This window comes from Pseudomonas putida, from assembly GCF_002025705.1.
Classification (GTDB): domain Bacteria; phylum Pseudomonadota; class Gammaproteobacteria; order Pseudomonadales; family Pseudomonadaceae; genus Aquipseudomonas; species Aquipseudomonas putida_J.
In genome coordinates this window covers 829,545-848,811 of sequence record NZ_CP018846.1, presented here as the reverse complement: position 1 = coordinate 848,811, position 19,267 = coordinate 829,545, and the positions used below count along the sequence as shown (strand labels likewise).

Sequence of the window (19,267 nt, the reverse complement as noted above, 5' to 3'; positions counted from 1 at the left end):
TCGGCATTTAGAGACTTGTGTTTAGATATATCTTGAGTAATATCTTGCGATATATCGAAACACAAGGAGCCTCTTCATGCGTGACCATTCCGCACATGATCCTTTCGAACGCCGCCCCGCACGTGGTGAGCGTGGCCCGCGGGTTTTCGCCCCGGGCGACCTCAAGCTGCTGATGCTGTCGATGCTGGCCGAGCAACCAGGCCACGGCTACGACCTGATCCGCCAGATCGAGAACCTGTTCGACGGCAGCTACACACCAAGCCCCGGCGTGATCTACCCCACCCTCAACTTCCTCGAAGAAGCCGAGCTGATCAGCGGCCAGGTGCACGGCAGCAAACGCCTGTACGCCATCACCACGGCCGGCCATAACGCACTGGCCGACCAGGCCGTTGCCCTCGACGGTGTGCGCATGCGCATCGAGGTCAGCAAGCGCGCCCTGCGTGGCCACGACCGCCCGCCAGAAATCCACGAAGCAGTCGGCAACCTGCGCCATGCCCTGCACATGCACAGTGGCCGCTGGACGCCGGAAGAAATCGAACGGGTGCGCAACCTGCTCAACGACACTGCCAAGGCCATTGCCTCCGGGCCGGCCGATCCAGTCAGGGAGAATCCCCATGAGTGACACCATTCACCGCGTCAACCACGAAATCCGCCAACGTCGCCTGCAGGTGCTACGGGTCACCGACCTGACCCCGCGCATGCGCCGCATCACCCTCGGCGGCGACGAGCTGCAGGGCTTCACCAGCCTGGGCAGTGACGACCACATCAAGCTGCTGTTCGCCGAGAATGCCGAGCAGCAGCAGGCCATCGATGCCCGTAACCTGGGGCGTGACGGCGGCGCCCGGCCGACCATGCGCGAATACACGCCGCGGCGTATCGACCTGGTGGCCAACGAGCTGGACATCGACTTCGTGCTGCATGGCGACGGCCCTGCGTCGACCTGGGCGGCACAGGCTGCACCAGGGCAGGTCCTGAACATTGCCGGGCCACGGGCATCGATGGTGGTGCCGGACATATTCGACAGCTACCTGCTGGTGGGTGACGAGACGGCGATCCCGGCAATTGGCCGGCGCCTTGAAGAACTGCCAGCGGGGCGTCAGGTGTTGGCGGTAATCCAGATCGAGGATGATCAGGAGCGCCAGCCGCTGCCGAGCCCGGCGCAGGTAGAAGTCATCTGGGTCAAGCGGGATGAGGACCTGCTGGCGCTGCTGAAGGGGCTGAATCTGCCCGCAGGCAAGCTGTACAGCTGGGTCGCGCTGGAGAAGGCGCTGACCCGGCAGGCCAAGGCACTGCTGCTGGAGAAAGGCGTGGCGGAAGATGCCCTGAAGGCCGCCGCATACTGGCGAGCCGACGGGACCGCAGACGACGAATGATTGGTTATTCCTGTTCTGGCCCTTTCGCGGGCAAGCCCGCTCCCACAGGTTTAGTCACTGCCCTCGAGTCTTGTGCAGTACCTGTGGGAGCGGGCTTGCCCGCGAAGAGGCCGGTGCAGGCTACACAAATTGCTGCGTTGCTCGCCACCGATCCAACCCCAGCAATACCAAGCCAATCCCCCAGAACCCCGCCAGCACCCCCAGCGCATTCAGCATCACCTGCCCATACCCCAGGCTCGCCACATCGATGAACGGGTAGGCATAGGCCCCAATCTCACTCCCCCGCCACAGCGCATAGGCAAAATACACCGCCGGATACAATGCCCACACTGCCAGGTGCCGGAGCCGCAGGCTGCCCTTGGGCACCTCGTACCACCAGTACAAGACGAACAGCAGCGGCATCACATCGTGCAGCAGCTCATCCGCCAGCCACTGCCAGCCTTCGGGCTGCCACAGGTGGCGCAGCAGCACACTGTAAGCCAGCGCCACCAGCACGATGCTGGCCGCCACGGCAGAACTCACCGATGGCGACAGAAAGAAGCGCCTGGCCGCTGACTCCCGGCCAAAGGCTGCGTAACTGACTACCGTCGCCACCAAGGTATTGGTCAGCACGGTGAAGTAACCGAACACATTGATCAGCCCGCCAATCAGGCTGGCCTGCTCCTGCCAACGCGCCAGCAGCACCAGGTAAACCTGCACGGTGAGGCCGAACCAGCCAAGCAACGCCATCGACGTCAGCCAGGGGCGCCGTGGCATGTCAGGCCTTGCGCTGCAGCTTCACGTACAACTGCTCGACCTTCTCCCGCGCCCAAGGCGTCTTGCGCAGGAAGGTCAGGCTCGACTTGATGCTCGGGTTGCTCTTGAAGCAGCGCACATCAACGCGTTCGGCCAGGCCCTGCCATTGGTAGTGCGCCACCAGTTCGGTGAGGATCTGTTCGAGGGTCTTGCCGTGCAGCGCGTTGTGTTGGGCCGTGCTCATGCCAGTGCTCCGTAGGAAAGATGCGCACCTTACACGAGTGTAGTGGCAGGTGGGATCCGTGTTGCCTGCGGAAAAACCGCTGGCCAGGCGTAAAACCTCTGTGCTGAAATAGTGATGTTATATTGTAACAACACAAAAGTATCTGCCAAGGAACGCCTCATCCCCATGCTGCACATCCCGCTCCGCCTCTCCCCCCTCGCTGTCGCCCTGTGGCTCGCTTCATCACCCGGTCAAGCCGTGGAACTGGAACCCCAGGTCGTCACTGCCAACCCGCTGGGTAACCGTCAACTGGCTGCGCCCAGTACCGTGCTCGAAGGTGACGACCTGCTGCAACAGCAGCACGGCAGCCTCGGTGAAACCCTGAACAAGCAACCCGGTGTGTCTTCCACCTGGTTCGGCCCAGGTGCCAGCCGCCCGGTGATTCGCGGCCTGGATGGCGACCGTATCCGCATCCTGCGCAATGGCGTGGGTGCTCTGGATGCCTCGTCGCTGTCCTACGACCACGCGGTACCGCTGGACCCGGTCACGGTCGAGCGCGTGGAAATCGTCCGCGGCCCGGCCGCCCTGCTCTATGGCGGCAATGCCATCGGCGGGGTGATCAACACATTCGACAACCGTATCCCTGACTCGCCGATCGAGGGCATCCACGGTGCCGGCGAACTGCGCTACGGCGGCGCCGACACCACCCGCAGCAGTGCTGGCAAGCTGGAAGCCGGTGACGGCACCTTCGCCCTGCATCTGGACGCCAACAGCCGCCAGTTCAACGACCTGCGCATTCCCGGTTACGCACAGAGCTCCAAGGTTCGTGACCCCGACGCACCAGGCAGCCGCCACCGCCTGGAAAACAGCGACGGCCGCCAGGACGGTGGCGCGATCGGCGGTTCCTACAACTGGGAGCATGGCTATGCCGGCCTGTCCTACAGCCGCTACGACAGCAACTACGGCTCGGTGGCCGAATCCGGCGTGCGTCTGGATATGAAACAGGACCACTACGCCTTTGCCTCGGAACTGCGAGACCTGGACGGCCCGTTCAGCTCGGTCAAGGTTGATGCCGGCTACACCGACTACGAGCACAGCGAGATCGAAGAAGGTGAGGTACACACCACCTTCAAGAACAAGGGCTACGAAGCACGCATCGAAGCCCGTCATCAGCCACTCGGGCCAGTAGAAGGCGTGATTGGCGCACAGGTCAGCCGCAACGAATTCTCGGCACTGGGCGAGGAAGCCTTCGTCCCGCACACCGACACCGACAGCCTGGCGCTGTTCATGCTCGAGCAGTGGCAGGCCACCGAGCGCCTGAACCTGAGCCTTGGTGCACGCATGGAGCACACCCGCGTCGACCCCGACGCCAAGGGCAACGAAAACTTCGCCGATGCCGACAGCGCCAGCAGCTTCAACGCCTTCAGCCTGTCTTCGGGCGCGGTGTACCAGCTCGACCCGATCTGGTCGTTGGCAGCCAACCTCGGCTATACCGAGCGCGCCCCGACGTTCTATGAGCTCTACGCCAACGGCGCCCACGTGGCCACCGGCGCATTCGAAGTTGGTGATGCCAGCCTGAACAAGGAAAAAGCCATTTCCGCCGACCTGGCCCTGCGCTTTGACAATGGCACCCACAAAGGCAGCGTCGGGGTGTTCTACAGCCACTTCCGCAATTACATCGGCCTGATCGGCACCGGTAACCTGCGTGAAGGCCATGACCACGACCATGATGGTGATGATCACGACCACGATCATGACGACGGCGGCTACCCCGAGTACCAGTACCAGGGCGTGCGCGCGCGCTTCTATGGCATCGAGGCGCAGGACCGCTGGAAGCTGCTGGAGAACCGCTATGGCAGCTTCGCCTTGGAGCTGTCTGGCGACTACACCCGGGCCAAGAACCTCGACAGCGGCGAGCCGTTGCCGCGCATTTCCCCGCTGCGCTTGAACAGCGGCCTGGTGTGGGAACTGGATCGTTGGCAGGCGCGGGTCGATGTGCAACATGCCGCTTCGCAGCATCGCAAGCCTGAGAATGAGACCAGCACCTCTGGCTACACCACGCTGGGCGCGAGCGTCGGCTACCGCTTCGATATTGGCCAGAGCCAGTGGCTGGCCTTCGTGCGCGGCGAGAACCTGACCGATCAGACCGTGCGCTATGCCAGTTCAATTCTGCGCGATATAGCGCCGGCACCGGGGCGTAGCGTGGAAGTCGGGTTGCGTACCACCTTCTGATTGGCGTCTCCCTCTTCGCGGGCAGGCCCACTCCCACAAGGTACTCAGCTTTACCTCTGGGAGCGGGCTTGCCCGCGAAAAGGCCCACACTGTTGCCAGATCAGCAACAATCAACTGCGACATTTTGTCTTTTTTTCTTACAACTTCCCCTATATCCTCCCCGTCGCAAGCTGAATCGCTTCACCCAGCATTCCCAATTGCCATTTCCATCGAAGAGCCCGCTCCTCGGTGCGCTCGCCGTTTTCTCAATAATCAAAAGATAGCGCTATCTCATGTTCCAACTGCCCAAACCCCGCTACACCGGCCTGGTTTTCATCGCCATTGCCGCAGGCTTACCCGTCACAGCAAACGCCAGCGAAGCGTTCGTCAAGGACTCCCCGTGGATGTTCGGCGACTGGGGCGGCAGCCGCAGCGAGCTGCTGGAAAAAGGCTACGACTTCACCCTCGGCTACACCGGCGAGATGGGCAGCAACCTGCACGGCGGCTATGACCACGACCGCACCGCGCGCTACAGCGACCAGTTCACCTTCGGCAGCCACCTGGACCTGGAGAAGATACTCGGCTGGAACGACACCGAGCTGCAGCTGACCATCACCGAGCGCCATGGCGACAACATCAGCAACGACCGCATCAACGACCCACGTGTGGGCGGCTTCACCTCGGCCCAGGAAGTCTGGGGCCGTGGCGAAACCTGGCGGCTCACGCAAATGTGGATCAAGCAGAAATACTTCGACGGCGCCCTGGACGTGAAAGTCGGCCGCTTTGGCGAAGGCGAGGACTTCAACAGCTTCCCCTGCGACTTCCAGAACCTGGCCTTCTGCGGCTCGCAGGTGGGCAACTGGGTCGGCGGCATCTGGTACAACTGGCCCGTCAGCCAGTGGGCCATGCGCGTGCGCTACAACCTCAACCCAGATCTGTACGCCCAGGTCGGCGTATATGAGCAGAACCCGTCCAACCTCGAATCGGGCAACGGTTTCAAGCTCAGCGGCAGCGGTACCCAGGGCGCGGTAATGCCAGTCGAACTGGTATGGAGCCCACGCCTGAATGGCCTGAAAGGGGAATATCGCGCCGGCTACTACTACAGTAATGCCAAGGCACAGGATGTTCTCAAGGACAGCAACGGCCAGCCGGCCGCCCTCAGCGGCGCCGCCTACCGCAGCAGTTCTAGCAAGCACGGCTTGTGGCTCGGGGCCCAGCAGCAGGTCACCTCGCTGGCATCCGACCAGTCGCGCGGCCTGAGCCTGTTCGCCAACGCCACGTTGCACGACAAGAAGACCAATGTCATCGACAACTATGTTCAAGCTGGACTGGTTTACAAAGGCCCCTTCGACGCCCGCGCCAAGGACGACATCGGCTTCGCCGTCGCCCGCGTGCACGCCAACCCGGCTTACCGCAAGAACGCCCGCCTGGCCAATCAGGTGGCCGGCATCGACGACTACGACAACCCAGGCTACCTGCCGGTGCAAGACACCGAGTACAGCGCCGAACTCTATTACGGCATTCATCTGGCCGACTGGCTCACGGTGCGCCCGAACCTGCAGTACATCCGCCATCCGGGCGGGGTGTCGCAGGTCGACAGCGCGCTGATCGGCGGCCTGAAGATCCAAAGCACTTTCTGACCACTTTCACACTGACCACCTTCACATAACGGAGAACCTACGATGAGCACTGACGGTGCCAACCAAGGAACCCGCTGGCTACCGCGCCTGATGGGCGTGCTGCTGTTGCTGATGGGCCTGGCCCTGTTGGCCGGCGGCATCAAGCTGAGCCAGCTGGGCGGATCGCTGTACTACCTGATTGCCGGTATCGGCTTTGCCCTGTCGGGCGCCTTGCTGCTGGCCAAGCGCCGCATCGCCCTGGGCCTGTATGGCCTGGTGCTGCTGGGCAGCACCGTATGGGCCATGCTCGAAGTGGGCCTGGACTGGTGGCAACTGGTGCCACGCCTGGCCATCTGGTTCGCCATCGGCGTGGTGCTGCTGCTGCCGTGGGCTCGTCGCCCGCTGACCGGCCCCGCATCCAAGGCCAATACCGCACTGCTGAGCGTCGCCGTGCTTGCATCGGGGGCCTGTGCCCTGGGCAGCCAATTTACCCACCCGGGTGAAGTGTTCGGCGAACTCGGCCGCGACAACAGCGAAATGGGCAGCGCCGCACCGGCCATGCCCGATGGCGACTGGCAGGCCTATGGCCGCACCGAGCACGGCGACCGCTATTCGCCGCTGCGCCAGATCACCCCGCAGAACGCCTACCGCCTGGAAGAAGCCTGGCGCATCCGCACCGGCGACCTGCCGACCGACAACGACCCGGTCGAGCTGACCAACGAAAACACCCCGCTGAAGGCCAACGGCATGCTCTACGCCTGCACCGCCCACAGCAAGGTGCTGGCCCTGGACCCGGACACCGGCGCCGAAATCTGGCGCTACGACCCGCAGATCAAGACCCCGGTCGGTACCTTCAAGGGCTTCGCCCACATGACCTGCCGTGGCGTCTCGTACTATGACGAGAACAGCTACGTCAGCCGTGACGGCAGCCCGGCGCCGAAGGTCTCCGATGCCGGCCAGGCCGTGGCCCAGGCCTGCCCGCGCCGCCTCTACCTGCCAACCGCCGACGCGCGGCTGATCGCCATCAACGCCGACAACGGCAAGGTCTGCGAAGGCTTCGCCAACCAGGGCGCCATCGACCTGACCACCGGCATCGGCCCGTTCACCGCTGGCGGCTACTACTCCACCTCGCCGGTGGCGATCACCCGCAGCCTGGTGATCATCGGCGGCCATGTCACCGACAACGAGTCGACCAACGAACCGTCCGGCGTGATCCGCGCCTACGACGTGCACGACGGCCGCCTGGTTTGGAACTGGGACAGCAACAACCCGGACGACACCAAGCCGCTGGCACCTGGCAAGACGTACAGCCGCAACTCGGCCAACATGTGGTCGCTGGCCAGCGTCGACGAAGACCTGGGCATGGTCTACCTGCCACTGGGCAACCAGACGCCTGACCAGTGGGGCGCCAACCGCACACCGGGCGCCGAGAAGTACAGCGCTGGCGTGGTCGCCCTGGACCTGGCCACTGGTAAAGCGCGCTGGAACTACCAGTTCACCCACCATGACCTGTGGGACATGGACGTCGGTAGCCAGCCAACCCTGGTGCACCTGAAAACCAAGGACGACATCAAGCCGGCGATCATCGTGCCGACCAAGCAGGGCAGCCTGTATGTGCTTGACCGCCGCGACGGCACACCGATCGTGCCGATCCGCGAGATTCCGGTCCCGCAGGGCGCGGTCAAGGGTGACCATACTGCGCCGACCCAGGCCCGCTCCGACCTCAACCTGCTTGGCCCTGAGCTGACCGAACAGGCCATGTGGGGCGCCACGCCGTTCGACCAGATGCTGTGCCGCATCCAGTTCCGCGAGCTGCGCTACGAAGGCCAGTACACCCCGCCATCCGAACAGGGCAGCCTGATCTACCCAGGCAACGTCGGCGTGTTCAACTGGGGCAGCGTGTCGGTCGACCCGGTGCGCCAGCTGCTGTTCACCTCGCCCAACTACATGGCCTTCGTGTCGAAGATGGTGCCACGCGAGCAGGTGGCCGCCGGCAGCAAGCGCGAAAGCGAGACCAGCGGTGTGCAGCCGAACACCGGCGCGCCGTACGCGGTGACCATGCACCCGTTCATGTCGCCGATCGGCATCCCCTGCCAGGCTCCAGCCTGGGGTTATGTGGCAGCCATCGACCTGTTCACCAACAAGGTAGTGTGGAAGCGCAAGAACGGCACCACCCGTGATAGCACCCCGGTGCCGATCGGCATGCCGGTGGGCGTACCGAGCATGGGCGGTTCAATCGTCACCGCGGGCGGCGTCGGCTTCCTCAGCGGCACCCTGGACCAGTACCTGCGTGCCTACGACGTGAACAACGGCAAGGAACTGTGGAAGGCCCGCCTGCCTGCAGGTGGCCAGGCCACGCCGATGACCTATACCGGCAAGGACGGCAAGCAGTACGTGCTGATCGTTGCTGGCGGCCACGGCTCCCTGGGCACGAAAATGGGCGATTACATCATCGCTTACAAATTGGCCGAGTAACACTTTCGAGCCCCGCTCAGGGGCTCTGCCGGCAAATGCGGTCATTGTAGGAGCGGCCTTGTGTCGCGAAAGGGCCGCAAAGTGGCCCCGCTATTTCTGCAATGCCGCTGAAATTCTGGGGCCGCCTTGCGGCCCTTTCGCGACACAAGGCCGCTCCTACACAGACAAGGCCATTATCATCTGGCAAAGATGAAACCCTCCCTCTGCGCCCTTCGTCTACCATTGAAACCCATCCCCCCGCGCCCCATCTAAGCACCATAGTCATTTACGCAGGTGCCCCATGAGCGACCAGCAGGATTTCCCGGAACAACCCGACGAACACAGCGCAGTCGAACAGCCCGACACCCAGGCCGAAACCGGCCACGCCCTCGCCCTGCCCGGCCAGCAGCTGCCGGACAAGGTCTACGTGATCCCGATCCACAACCGCCCGTTCTTCCCCGCGCAGGTGCTGCCGGTGATCGTCAATGAAGAGCCTTGGGCCGAAACCCTCGACCTGGTGGCCAAGACCGAGCACCACTCGCTGGCACTGTTCTTCATGGACACCCCGCCGGAGGACCACCGCCACTTCGACACTTCGGCGCTGCCGGAATACGGCACCCTGGTCAAGGTGCACCACGCCAGCCGTGAAAACGGCAAGTTGCAGTTCGTCGCCCAGGGCCTGACCCGGGTGCGCATCCGCACCTGGCTCAAGCACCATCGCCCACCGTACCTGGTCGAGGTCGAGTACCCGCGCCAGCCGGCCGAGCCGACCGACGAAGTCAAGGCCTACGGCATGGCGCTGATCAACGCGATCAAAGAGCTGTTGCCGCTCAACCCGCTGTACAGCGAAGAGCTGAAGAACTACCTCAACCGCTTCAGCCCCAACGACCCGTCACCGCTCACCGACTTTGCTGCCGCGCTCACCTCTGCCACCGGCAACCAGCTGCAGGAAGTGCTCGACTGCGTGCCCATGCTCAAGCGCATGGAGAAGGTCTTGCCGATGCTGCGCAAGGAGGTCGAAGTTGCGCGCCTGCAGAACGAGATCTCCGCCGAGGTGAATCGGCAGATCGGCGAACACCAGCGCGAGTTCTTCCTCAAGGAGCAGCTCAAGGTCATCCAGCAGGAGCTGGGCCTGACCAAGGACGACCGCAGCGCCGACCTCGAACAGTTCGAGCAGCGCCTTGCCGGCAAGACCCTGCCCGACCAGGCGAAAAAACGCATCGACGAAGAAATGGGCAAGCTGGCCATTCTCGAGACGGGCTCGCCCGAATACGCCGTCACCCGCAATTACCTGGAATGGGCCACCGCCCTGCCCTGGGGCCAGTACGGCAAGGACAAGCTCGACCTCAAGCACGCGCGCAAGGTGCTCGACCAGCACCACGCGGGGCTGGACGACATCAAGGAACGCATCCTCGAATTCCTCGCGGTCGGCGCCTGGAAAGGTGAAATCAGCGGCTCGATCGTGCTGCTGGTGGGCCCGCCCGGGGTGGGCAAGACCAGCATTGGCAAGTCCATCGCCGAATCCCTCGGCCGGCCGTTCTACCGCTTCAGCGTCGGTGGCATGCGCGACGAGGCAGAGATCAAGGGCCACCGTCGCACCTACATCGGCGCCCAACCAGGCAAGTTGGTGCAGGCGCTGAAAGAGGTCGAGGTGATGAACCCGGTGATCATGCTCGACGAGATCGACAAGATGGGTCAGAGCTACCAGGGCGACCCGGCCTCGGCGCTGCTGGAAACCCTCGACCCGGAGCAGAATGTCGACTTCCTGGACCACTACCTGGACCTGCGCCTGGACCTGTCCAAGGTGCTGTTCGTGTGCACCGCCAACACCCTGGACTCAATCCCAGGGCCGCTGCTCGACCGTATGGAAGTGATCCGCCTGTCTGGCTACATCACCGAAGAGAAGCTGGCCATCGCCAAGCGCCACCTGTGGCCCAAGCAGCTGGAAAAGGCCGGCGTGGCCAAGACCAGCCTGAGCATCAGCGACAGCGCCCTGCGCACGGTGATCGAGGGCTATGCCCGTGAAGCCGGCGTACGCCAGCTGGAGAAACAGCTGGGCAAGCTGGTGCGCAAGGCCGTGGTCAGGTTGCTGGAGGACCCGGATGCCAAGATCAAGATCGGCAACAAGGACCTGGAGGCTGCCCTGGGCATGCCGGTGTTCCGCAGCGAGCAGGTATTGGCTGGCAAAGGGGTGATAACAGGCCTTGCCTGGACCAGCATGGGGGGCGCGACCTTGCCGATCGAGGCGACGCGCATCCATACCCTGAACCGCGGCTTCAAGCTCACCGGCAAACTCGGCGATGTGATGAAGGAGTCCGCCGAAATCGCCTACAGCTACGTCAGTTCCAACCTCAAGCAGTTTGGCGGCGACCCGGGCTTCTTCAATGAAGCGTTCATTCACCTGCACGTGCCTGAAGGCGCCACACCAAAGGATGGCCCAAGTGCCGGTATCACCATGGCCAGCGCGCTGCTTTCGCTGGCCCGCGACCAGGCGCCGAAGAAAGGCGTCGCCATGACCGGCGAGCTGACCCTCACCGGCCAGGTGCTGCCGATTGGCGGCGTGCGCGAAAAAGTGATCGCGGCGCGGCGCCAGAAGATTTTCGAGCTGATCCTGCCCGAACCCAACCGTGGTGATTTCGAGGAACTGCCGGACTACCTGCGCGAAGGCATGACCGTGCATTTCGCCAAGCGCTTCACGGACGTCGCCAAAGTCTTGTTCTGACCCACCGCCTCGTTTGTTGTAGGAGCGGCCTTGTGTCGCGAATGGGCCGCAAAGCGGCCCTGGGATCTCGACCACTGCATCGATGCCGGGGCTGCTGCGCAGCCCTATCGCGACGCAAGGCCGCTCCTACAGCAACAGTGTCGGGCGTACGATTGCCCGCAACATCGGTTATCCTCAGGCCATCGTCAGCCTCTGGAGCCACCATGACTGCCCCTCGTCTGCTCGTTCCCCTGAGCTTCGCCCTGCTCGCCGCCTGCGCCCAGCAGCCGAAACAAACCGTCGAACTGGACGCCGAAAGCGAATGCCCCAAGCGCCTGCAGGTCGGCCAGAGCATCACCCTGACCCTGCCCAGCAACCCCACCACCGGTTACCGCTGGCTGGTGCAGAACCCGGCATCCAACGTGCTACAAAGCCTGGGCCCCGAGGTCTACAGTGCACCCGAAGACGCCGGTATCGTCGGCAGCTCGGGCATCTCGACCTGGCGCTACCAGGCCCGTGCCGCCGGTGAAGGCCACCTGATGCTGGTCTACCAGCAACCCTGGGCCCCGGAAGTACGCCCGGTACAGACCTTCGACTGCGCGATCCGCGTCGACTGAACGCACAGCGCTGGTCAGCGAACCATGCATCCGCGCCGCGGTTTGGCTAGAATGCCGGCCCTGCATATCGCCAGCCGCCTGGATTCACCGTGAGCAAACAACCCGACCGCCTTTTCGCCCAACCCCTGGAGCAAGTCCCCGACTTCGTGTTCAACGAAGACGTGGTGCGCGTGTTTCCGGACATGATCAAGCGCTCGGTGCCCGGTTACCCGACCATCGTCGAAAACCTTGGCGTGCTGGCTGCGCGCTTCGCCCAGCCGAACACTGCGCTGTACGATCTCGGGGCCTCCCTGGGTGCCGTGACCCAGTCGCTGCGCCGCCATGTGCGCAGCGACGGCTGCCGGGTAATCGCGGTGGACAATTCCGCTGCCATGGTCGAACGATGCCGCCAGTACCTCACCGCCCAAGACTCGATGTTCCAGGAACTGCTGCCAGTCGAAGTGCTGGACGCCGACATCCTTACCCTGCCCTTCGAACCGGCCTCGGTGGTGGCGATGAACTTCACACTGCAGTTCATCGCCCCGGAACAGCGCCTGGCGCTGCTTGGCCGGATTCGCCAGGCACTGCTGCCCGGCGGCGCGCTGATCCTCTCTGAAAAACTGCGCTTCGCCGACGACGCGGAGCAGAACCTGCTCAACGAACTGCACCTGGACTTCAAGCGGGCCAATGGCTACAGCGAACTGGAAATCGCCCAGAAGCGCAGCGCCATCGAGAACGTGATGAAGCCCGACACCCTGGAAGCCCATGAAGAACGCCTGCGCGCGGCCGGCTTCTCCAAGGTGGTGCCGTGGTTCCAATGCCTTAACTTCGCCTCGCTGATAGCCTTGCCATGATCGATCTTTCCCCCCTCGTCCGCCGCCTGGCGGGCACCCCCCTGGCTGCCTGGTCCCAGGGCCTGCAAGCTCAACTGGAAGCCAAGCTGGAAAAAGGCCATGGCGACCTCGACCGCTGGCGCGGCGCGCTCGATGCGCTGCCGGCCCTGCAGCCGAGCGTTATCGACCTGGCCGACGGCCTGCGCCTGGATTGCGACTGCGATGACGCCACCCGCGCGCAGATGCGCCAGGCGCTGATGGGCCTGTCGCCCTGGCGCAAGGGGCCGTTCGACCTGTTCGGTGTACATGTCGACACCGAATGGCGCTCGGACTGGAAGTGGTCGCGGGTCGGTCCGCACCTGGACCTCAAGGGCAAACGCGTGCTCGATGTCGGCTGCGGCAACGGTTACTACCAGTGGCGCATGCTCGGTGCCGGCGCCGACATGGTCATCGGCGTTGACCCCAACTGGCTGTTCTTCTGCCAGTTCCAAGCCGTGCAGCAGTATTTGCCCGAGCTGCCCGCCTGGCACTTGCCGTTCGCACTGGAAGAGCTGCCGGCCAACCTCGAAGGCTTCGACACAGTGTTCTCCATGGGTGTGTTCTACCATCGCCGCTCGCCCATCGAGCACTTGCTGGCGCTCAAGGACTGTTTGGTCAAAGGCGGCGAACTGGTGCTGGAAACCCTGGTGATCGAAGGCGATGAAAACCAGGTGCTGGTACCCGAAGACCGCTACGCGCAGATGCGCAACGTCTGGTACCTGCCGTCGGTACCGGCCCTGGAGCGCTGGTTGCGCCGCGCCGGTTTCACTGATGTGCGCTGCGTGGACGTGAGTGTCACCAGCGTCGAGGAACAGCGCAGCACCGAATGGATGCGCTATCAGTCACTGGGCGATTTCCTCGACCCGAACGACCACAGCAAGACCATCGAAGGCCTGCCGGCCCCGCGCCGCGCCACGCTGCTGGCGCGCAAATAAAAAAGGCGTCCATATGGACGCCTGAATCACAGCGGTGCCAGGGAGCAGTGCTGGCACAGCTGCTGTTGCTCACTCAGTCCTTGGCCACCTCGCGGGCCTTCTCCTGTGCCTTGCGCTCGCGCTCGGCGACAGCCTGTTGCTTGTCGCCATGCAGGCGCTCCTGGTCCTGGCGGAACGCTTGCCAGAATTGCTTGGAACGTTCGGCGCCGCCTTCGGCGTAAACGCTGGCGCTGCCCAGGGCAAGGGTCGCCAACAGCAGGTATTTGGTCAGGTTCATCGTGCTTGCCTCGTTGATAACCGATCAGACAGGGCAAGCGTATCCAAGGGTAGCTAACGCCAAGGTGAGGCGGGCATTACAGTCTTGCAAGGTAGCCTTGGCCAACCGCCAGATAACACCAGGATTACAAATCCGTTATCTACGCCGATGGGCCATTCGCATGCCGTAACATCCTGCGGCTTGACCCTGAAGCCCCTACAGGCTTGAGAATCCTGCCCTTTCCAGCACACCGAGCCCGCCCATGCGCCTACTGATCATCGAGGACGAACTGCGTACTGCCGACTACCTGCAACAAGGCCTGCGCGAAAACGGCTACGTGGTCGACTGCGCCCACACCGGCACCGACGGCCTGCACCTGGCACGCCAGCAGCCCTACGACCTGATCATTCTCGACGTCAACCTGCCCGAACTTGACGGCTGGACGGTGCTGCAACGCCTGCGCGCCGAAGCGGCCACGCGCATCATGATGCTCACTGCCCATGGTCGCCTGGCAGACCGGGTCAAAGGCCTGGATCTGGGCGCTGACGACTACCTGCTCAAACCGTTCGAGTTTCCCGAATTGCTGGCCCGCATTCGCAGCCTGCTGCGCCGTAACGACCAGCAACTGCAACCGAGCACCCTGCGCGTCGCCGACCTCGAGCTGGACCCCGGCCGCCACCGCGCCTACCGCGCTGGCAAGCGTATCGAACTGACCGCCAAGGAATTCGCCCTGCTGCACCTGCTGATGCGCCAGAGCGGCGAAGTGCTATCGCGCACGCAGATCATCTCGCTGGTGTGGGACATGAACTTCGATTGCGACACCAATGTGGTCGAAGTCTCGATCCGCCGGCTGCGGGCGAAGATCGACGACCCGTTCGACGACAAGCTGATCCATACCCTGCGCGGCGTTGGTTATGTCCTTGAGGCCCGCGTGTGAAGCACGCCAGCCTGTCGCTGCGCCTGGGCCTGAGTGTGACCCTGATGGGCGCCGCCCTGGTGCTGCTGCTCGCCTGCCTGGCAGTGTTCGCCCTCGACCACGAACTGGACAGCCGCGCCCGCAAGGACCTGGCGCGCAAGATGTTGCAGGTGGAACACAACCTGCGAGTCGACTTGCGCAGCGAGGACCTTGGCAGCCGTGCCCATCCGTTGCTCGACCTGGTGATGGGCCACGACAACCTCAGCCTCAGCGTGCTGGCCCTCGATGGCCGCCACCCGCACCTGCTCAGCCTCGGCCCTGCACTTGAGTCGCGTGTTGGTGAGTTGCACACCGATGCACGCCTGAACTACCACGAATGGCGTGACAGCAGCGGCAGCCAGATCCTCACCGTCACCCGCCAGATGCGCCTTCGCGACGACACCCCGGTGCGGGTGATGATGTCGCTCAACCGGGCCGATGACCACGCCCTGCTTCAGGCCTACCTGCACTCGACCCTGCTGGCCCTGCCACTGCTGTTGCTGCTGATCGGCGCTGGCGCCTGGTGGCTGATGCAACGAGGCTTGAAGCCACTGCGCCACTTCCGCCGCATTGCCGGGCAGGTCTCTGCCCAGGATCTGCAACATCGCCTGCCCGCCACCGGGCTGCCCCTGGAACTGGCAGAGCTGGCGCGCAGCATCAATGTGATGCTCGACCGCCTGGATCAGGGTGTACGCCAGCTGTCGCAGTTCTCTGACGACCTGGCCCACGAACTGCGCACGCCGCTGAGCAACCTGATGGGCAAGGCCCAGGTCACCCTGGCCCGCGAGCGTGAAAGCGAGAACTACCGGGAGGTGCTGGAAGACAGCATCGAGGAGCTGACCCGGCTCAACCGCATCATCAACGACATGCTGTTCCTCGCCCAGGTCAGCCAGCCGCAGGCACAGGTGGCGCTCAAGCCGCTGGCGTTGGCGGATGAAGCGGCGCAAGTGAGCGAACTGTTTGCCTTCAGTGCCGAGTTGAAGCATATCGAGCTGCGCCTGCAGGGCTGGGGTACGGCGCTGGCAGACCGCTTGATGTTCCAGCGGGCGCTGTCGAATCTGCTGAGCAATGCCATTCGTCACGGACCAGACGGACAGGCGGTGAAGCTGGGCATTGAGCGCCAGGGCAGCGAGGTACTGATGTGGGTGGAGAATCAGGGGCCGGGAATTGCCGAAGCACACTGGCCGCAGTTGTTCGAGCGCTTCTACCGCGTGGGGTCGGGGCGTTCGCGGCTGGAGGGCGGGACGGGTCTGGGGTTGGCGATCGTGAAGTCGATCATGCAGCTGCATGGTGGGCGGGTCGAGGTAAGCAGCAGCCCTTCAGGGCCGACTCGCTTCACACTGGTATTTCAAGCAGAGTGAAGCGTTGCCTGCACCGGCCTCTTCGCGGGTGAACCCGCTTGTGTCTTGGCGAGGGAATAGAATCTGAAGTGAGAGCGGTGAATGGCAAGCTGATAGCCCGAGGTGCCTTGAGCACGTGTGGGAGCAAAAGCTGCCATTCACCGTTCCACTTTGGCGAGAGCCCGAACAGTTGGATGAGGGCCGTAATCTCGAATCACAAGCGTGGGCCAAGCCAAAGCGCTCTCACTCCTTGAGTTTAAGAGGGTTTGGCCATGTCTTCCTCTGTCGGCATCGATGTTTCCAGTGCCACACTTGCCGTTCACATCCGCCCTGAGGGTGTGAACTTCAGTGTTTCCAATGACTTGAAAGGATTTCAACTGCTCGTCGAAAAGCTTGGCGGGTATGCAGTTTCAATGGTTTTGCTCGAAGCTACCGGTGGTTACGAGTGCAATGTCCTCAAAGCGCTGCAGGATGCCGACTTTCCGGTTTGCCGGATCAATCCCAGTCGTGCCCGGGACTTTGCCAAGTCGATGGGTAAACGCGCCAAGACCGATCCCATTGACGCCGCTGTTTTGGCTCACCTGGCTGAAGTGATGCCCCCACGGCCTTGCCAGGTGATGACACCTGAGCGAGCTTTGCTGCGCGAACTGCTTATGCAGCGGGATCGCTTCGTCCAACAGCGCGACGATGACAAGCGGCGTCTGAAGCAGGCGCGGGCTATCAGTGTTTGTTTGCGGTTGGAACAACACATTGCCTATCTGAAGGGTGAAATTCGAGCGCTGGAACAGGAGATCGCACAGCAGGCAGCAGCTTTGCCTGATGATCGTGTCAAACAGCTCACGCAAGTCAAAGGAATTGGTCTGATTACTGCCGGAAAGCTGATGGCCTTGCTGCCAGAGCTGGGCCAGGTGGATAAGAAGGAAATTGCCGCCTTGGTCGGTGTTGCGCCATTCAATCAGGACAGCGGCAAGCAGTCGGGCAAGCGTTCAATCTGGGGTGGGCGCTCACAAGTCAGGCGGGCGCTCTATATGGCCTGTTGGGTGGTGATCCGGCATAACAAAGACTTCAGCGAGCGTTACAACGCGCTGCGAGCGCAGGGGAAATGCGCGAAGGTAGCAGTGGTGGCGTGCATGCGGGTATTGATAGTGCGGCTGAACGCGATGCTCAAGACTGGAACGCCCTGGCAGGAACAGGTAGTTCACTCATAGGATCCAGCCTTGCTGGCGATGCCTGACAGAGTCGGGCTCGGGGCGCTACGCGCCCCATCGCTGGCAAGGCCAGCTTCCACAAGAAGACAGTTGCTCCCACAGGCGCTGCACATTACCTTGGGGCAGTGCTGTCCCTGTGGGAGCGGGTTCACCCGCGAAGGGGCCGGTACAAGCAACCGACGGATCAGCGCGAAGCCGCGACGATCAGCGCCTTCATCTCGGCCACAGCGGCCTTGAAGCCGACGAACAAGGCATGCGCAACCAGCGCATGGCCGATGTTCAGTTCATTGATGCCCTTGATCGCCGCAACCGCCTCGACGTTGTGGTAATGCAGGCCATGGCCGGCATTGACGACCAACCCCTGGCCCACGCCAATCGCCACGCCGTCGACGATGCGCTGCAGCTCCTCTGCCACTTCGGTCGGCGTTTCGGCATCGGCATAACGCCCGGTGTGCAACTCGATGGCCGGCGCACCGACACGGCGCGAAGCCTCGATCTGCCGCTCGTCGGCATCGATGAACAGCGACACTTCAGCACCGGTACGCGACAGGCGCTCGACCGCCGCCTTGATCCGCGCTTCCTGGCCAGCCACATCCAGGCCACCCTCGGTGGTCAGTTCCTGGCGGGTCTCGGGGACCAGGCAGATATGCGCCGGGCGGATTTTCTCGGCAAAGGCCATCATCTCTTCGGTGACGCCCATTTCGAAGTTCATGCGCGTCTGCAGCACGTCCTTGAGCAGCAGCACGTCGCGCTCCTGGATGTGCCGGCGGTCTTCACGCAGGTGCACGGTGATGCCATCGGCGCCTGCTTCCTCGGCATCCAGTGCAGCCTTGACCGGGTCCGGGTAGCGGGTGCCGCGGGCCTGGCGCAGGGTCGCCACGTGGTCGATGTTGACGCCAAGAAGCATGCGGTTGCTATGAGTCACGAAAGGCTCTCCTGAAGTTTGAGCCACACAGCATACGACGTGCTCAGCGCTTGCGAAACAGTTCCCGGCTGACCAGCGGTTTTGGCCCCAGGTGCACCGCCAATGCCTGGCGCATCAGGCGCTTGGCCGCCAGCAACGCACCAGGTGCGTCCCAGTCGGCCTGGGCCAGGGCCAGCAGCTCGCGGCCATTGAACAGGCCAGGCTGGGCCAGGTACACGCGCTCAAGGCCGGCATCGACCCGCAGGCGGTACAGGCCGTCGGCTTCGACCGGGTCGTCGTTGATGTCGTGGCTGAGCGAAAAGGTGTAACCCAGGTCTTCCAGCAGCCGCCATTCGAAAGAGCGCAGCAACGGCTCCAGCGGCCTGCCCTCGGCCAATGCCTGCAGGGTCAGGGCGTAATGCTCGAACAGCTCCGGCTGCGGCGCCTCGGCGGGCAGCAGGCGCATCAGCAGTTCGTTGAGGTAGAGGCCGCTGAACAGCGCGTCGCCATTAAGCCAGGCGGCGATGCCGACGGTGTCCAGGCGCCTGACGTTCTTCAGCTCGCCCTTGCCGAACAGTTCCACTTCCAGCGGTACGAATGGCCGCACCAGGCTGCCACCCTTGCCGCGTGCACGGCGCAGCACCGCACGCACGCGGCCCTGCGGCGTGAAGAAGTCCACCAGTGCACTGGTTTCCTTGTAGGCGCGGCTGTGCAGGACGTAGGCCGGCTGAGGGGTGGGTTGGTCCATTTACGATATCTGAGCCCGGGCTTGACGCGACCTCTGCAGGAGCGGCCTTGTGTCGCGAAAGGGCTGCGCAGCAGCCCCAAAATCTGTGTGCCAATCGAGATCTTGGGGCCGCTACGCGCCCCTTTCGCGACACAAGG

Annotated in this window: 17 protein-coding genes; 12 read left to right on the top strand and 5 right to left on the bottom strand. The window is 63.4% G+C overall.

The features are described 5' to 3' along the window. Nucleotides 1-76: 76 nt before the first annotated feature. Nucleotides 77-622: a PadR family transcriptional regulator gene (locus BUQ73_RS03965; RefSeq protein ID WP_079226761.1), complete on the top strand. Its 546-nt coding sequence runs from the start codon at nucleotides 77-79 to the stop codon at nucleotides 620-622. Then, entirely contained in the window at nucleotides 615-1,373 is a 759-nt protein-coding gene (locus BUQ73_RS03960) for a siderophore-interacting protein (protein WP_079226760.1), read from the top strand. The genes BUQ73_RS03965 and BUQ73_RS03960 overlap by 8 nt, the downstream gene beginning before the upstream one ends. Nucleotides 1,374-1,493: 120 nt before the next feature. Here the strand turns inward: BUQ73_RS03960 and BUQ73_RS03955 are convergent, their stop codons facing one another. Together BUQ73_RS03955 and BUQ73_RS03950 are read right to left on the bottom strand one after the other, a co-directional pair. Next, complete coding sequence (locus BUQ73_RS03955) at nucleotides 1,494-2,129, bottom strand: Pr6Pr family membrane protein (RefSeq protein WP_079226759.1); 636 nt, start codon at nucleotides 2,127-2,129, stop codon at nucleotides 1,494-1,496. A gap of 1 nt (nucleotide 2,130) precedes the next feature. Beyond that, nucleotides 2,131-2,352: a VF530 family DNA-binding protein gene (locus tag BUQ73_RS03950; RefSeq protein WP_027917860.1), complete on the bottom strand. Its 222-nt coding sequence runs from the start codon at nucleotides 2,350-2,352 to the stop codon at nucleotides 2,131-2,133. Nucleotides 2,353-2,517: 165 nt separating this feature from the next. Here BUQ73_RS03950 and BUQ73_RS03945 point away from each other — a divergent pair, with 165 nt between their 5' ends. The 7 genes from BUQ73_RS03945 to cmoB all read left to right on the top strand — a co-directional run bounded on the left by BUQ73_RS03945 (nucleotide 2,518) and on the right by cmoB (nucleotide 13,719). Then, entirely contained in the window at nucleotides 2,518-4,563 is a 2,046-nt protein-coding gene (locus BUQ73_RS03945) for a TonB-dependent receptor (RefSeq protein ID WP_079226758.1), read from the top strand. 272 nt (nucleotides 4,564-4,835) lie between these two features. After that, nucleotides 4,836-6,182 carry a carbohydrate porin gene (locus tag BUQ73_RS03940; RefSeq protein ID WP_079226757.1) on the top strand — a complete coding sequence of 449 codons (1,347 nt, stop codon included), beginning with the start codon at nucleotides 4,836-4,838 and terminating at the stop codon, nucleotides 6,180-6,182. Nucleotides 6,183-6,224: 42 nt separating this feature from the next. Beyond that, nucleotides 6,225-8,636 (top strand): glucose/quinate/shikimate family membrane-bound PQQ-dependent dehydrogenase, encoded by a 2,412-nt coding sequence (locus BUQ73_RS03935; RefSeq protein ID WP_079226756.1) that lies wholly within the window; start codon nucleotides 6,225-6,227, stop codon nucleotides 8,634-8,636. Nucleotides 8,637-8,916: 280 nt separating this feature from the next. Beyond that, nucleotides 8,917-11,337 (top strand): endopeptidase La, encoded by a 2,421-nt coding sequence (lon, locus tag BUQ73_RS03930; RefSeq protein ID WP_079226755.1) that lies wholly within the window; start codon nucleotides 8,917-8,919, stop codon nucleotides 11,335-11,337. Between the two features lie 203 nt (nucleotides 11,338-11,540). After that, nucleotides 11,541-11,933: a protease inhibitor I42 family protein gene (locus BUQ73_RS03925; protein WP_079226754.1), complete on the top strand. Its 393-nt coding sequence runs from the start codon at nucleotides 11,541-11,543 to the stop codon at nucleotides 11,931-11,933. A gap of 89 nt (nucleotides 11,934-12,022) precedes the next feature. Further along, the gene (gene cmoA, locus BUQ73_RS03920) at nucleotides 12,023-12,766 is read left to right on the top strand and encodes a carboxy-S-adenosyl-L-methionine synthase CmoA (protein ID WP_079226753.1); all 744 of its coding nucleotides are present in this window, start codon (nucleotides 12,023-12,025) and stop codon (nucleotides 12,764-12,766) included. Beyond that, on the top strand, nucleotides 12,763-13,719 hold the full coding sequence (gene cmoB / locus BUQ73_RS03915) for a tRNA 5-methoxyuridine(34)/uridine 5-oxyacetic acid(34) synthase CmoB (protein ID WP_079226752.1): 957 nt from the start codon (nucleotides 12,763-12,765) through the stop codon (nucleotides 13,717-13,719). Before cmoA ends, cmoB begins: the two co-directional genes overlap by 4 nt. Before the next feature lie 73 nt (nucleotides 13,720-13,792). On the opposite strand, the gene BUQ73_RS03910 is transcribed toward cmoB, so the two are convergent. Then, on the bottom strand, nucleotides 13,793-13,996 hold the full coding sequence (locus tag BUQ73_RS03910) for a hypothetical protein (RefSeq protein WP_079226751.1): 204 nt from the start codon (nucleotides 13,994-13,996) through the stop codon (nucleotides 13,793-13,795). Nucleotides 13,997-14,237: 241 nt separating this feature from the next. Between BUQ73_RS03910 and BUQ73_RS03905 the strand changes: the two genes are divergently transcribed. The 3 genes from BUQ73_RS03905 (at nucleotide 14,238) to BUQ73_RS03895 (ending at nucleotide 17,478) form a co-directional block, all read left to right on the top strand. Continuing rightward, nucleotides 14,238-14,912, top strand: coding sequence for a heavy metal response regulator transcription factor (locus tag BUQ73_RS03905; protein ID WP_079226750.1), 675 nt, complete (start codon nucleotides 14,238-14,240; stop codon nucleotides 14,910-14,912). Further along, entirely contained in the window at nucleotides 14,909-16,291 is a 1,383-nt protein-coding gene (locus tag BUQ73_RS03900) for a heavy metal sensor histidine kinase (protein ID WP_079226749.1), read from the top strand. Before BUQ73_RS03905 ends, BUQ73_RS03900 begins: the two co-directional genes overlap by 4 nt. 251 nt (nucleotides 16,292-16,542) lie before the next feature. Continuing rightward, nucleotides 16,543-17,478, top strand: a complete 936-nt coding sequence (locus BUQ73_RS03895) for an IS110 family transposase (RefSeq protein WP_079226748.1) — start codon at nucleotides 16,543-16,545, stop codon at nucleotides 17,476-17,478. A gap of 184 nt (nucleotides 17,479-17,662) precedes the next feature. Here BUQ73_RS03895 and pdxJ read toward each other — a convergent pair whose 3' ends face one another. Together pdxJ and recO are read right to left on the bottom strand one after the other, a co-directional pair. Next, entirely contained in the window at nucleotides 17,663-18,385 is a 723-nt protein-coding gene (pdxJ, locus tag BUQ73_RS03890) for a pyridoxine 5'-phosphate synthase (RefSeq protein ID WP_416171814.1), read from the bottom strand. Between the two features lie 61 nt (nucleotides 18,386-18,446). Continuing rightward, the gene (gene recO / locus BUQ73_RS03885) at nucleotides 18,447-19,130 is read right to left on the bottom strand and encodes a DNA repair protein RecO (RefSeq protein WP_079226746.1); all 684 of its coding nucleotides are present in this window, start codon (nucleotides 19,128-19,130) and stop codon (nucleotides 18,447-18,449) included. Nucleotides 19,131-19,267: the final 137 nt, after the last annotated feature.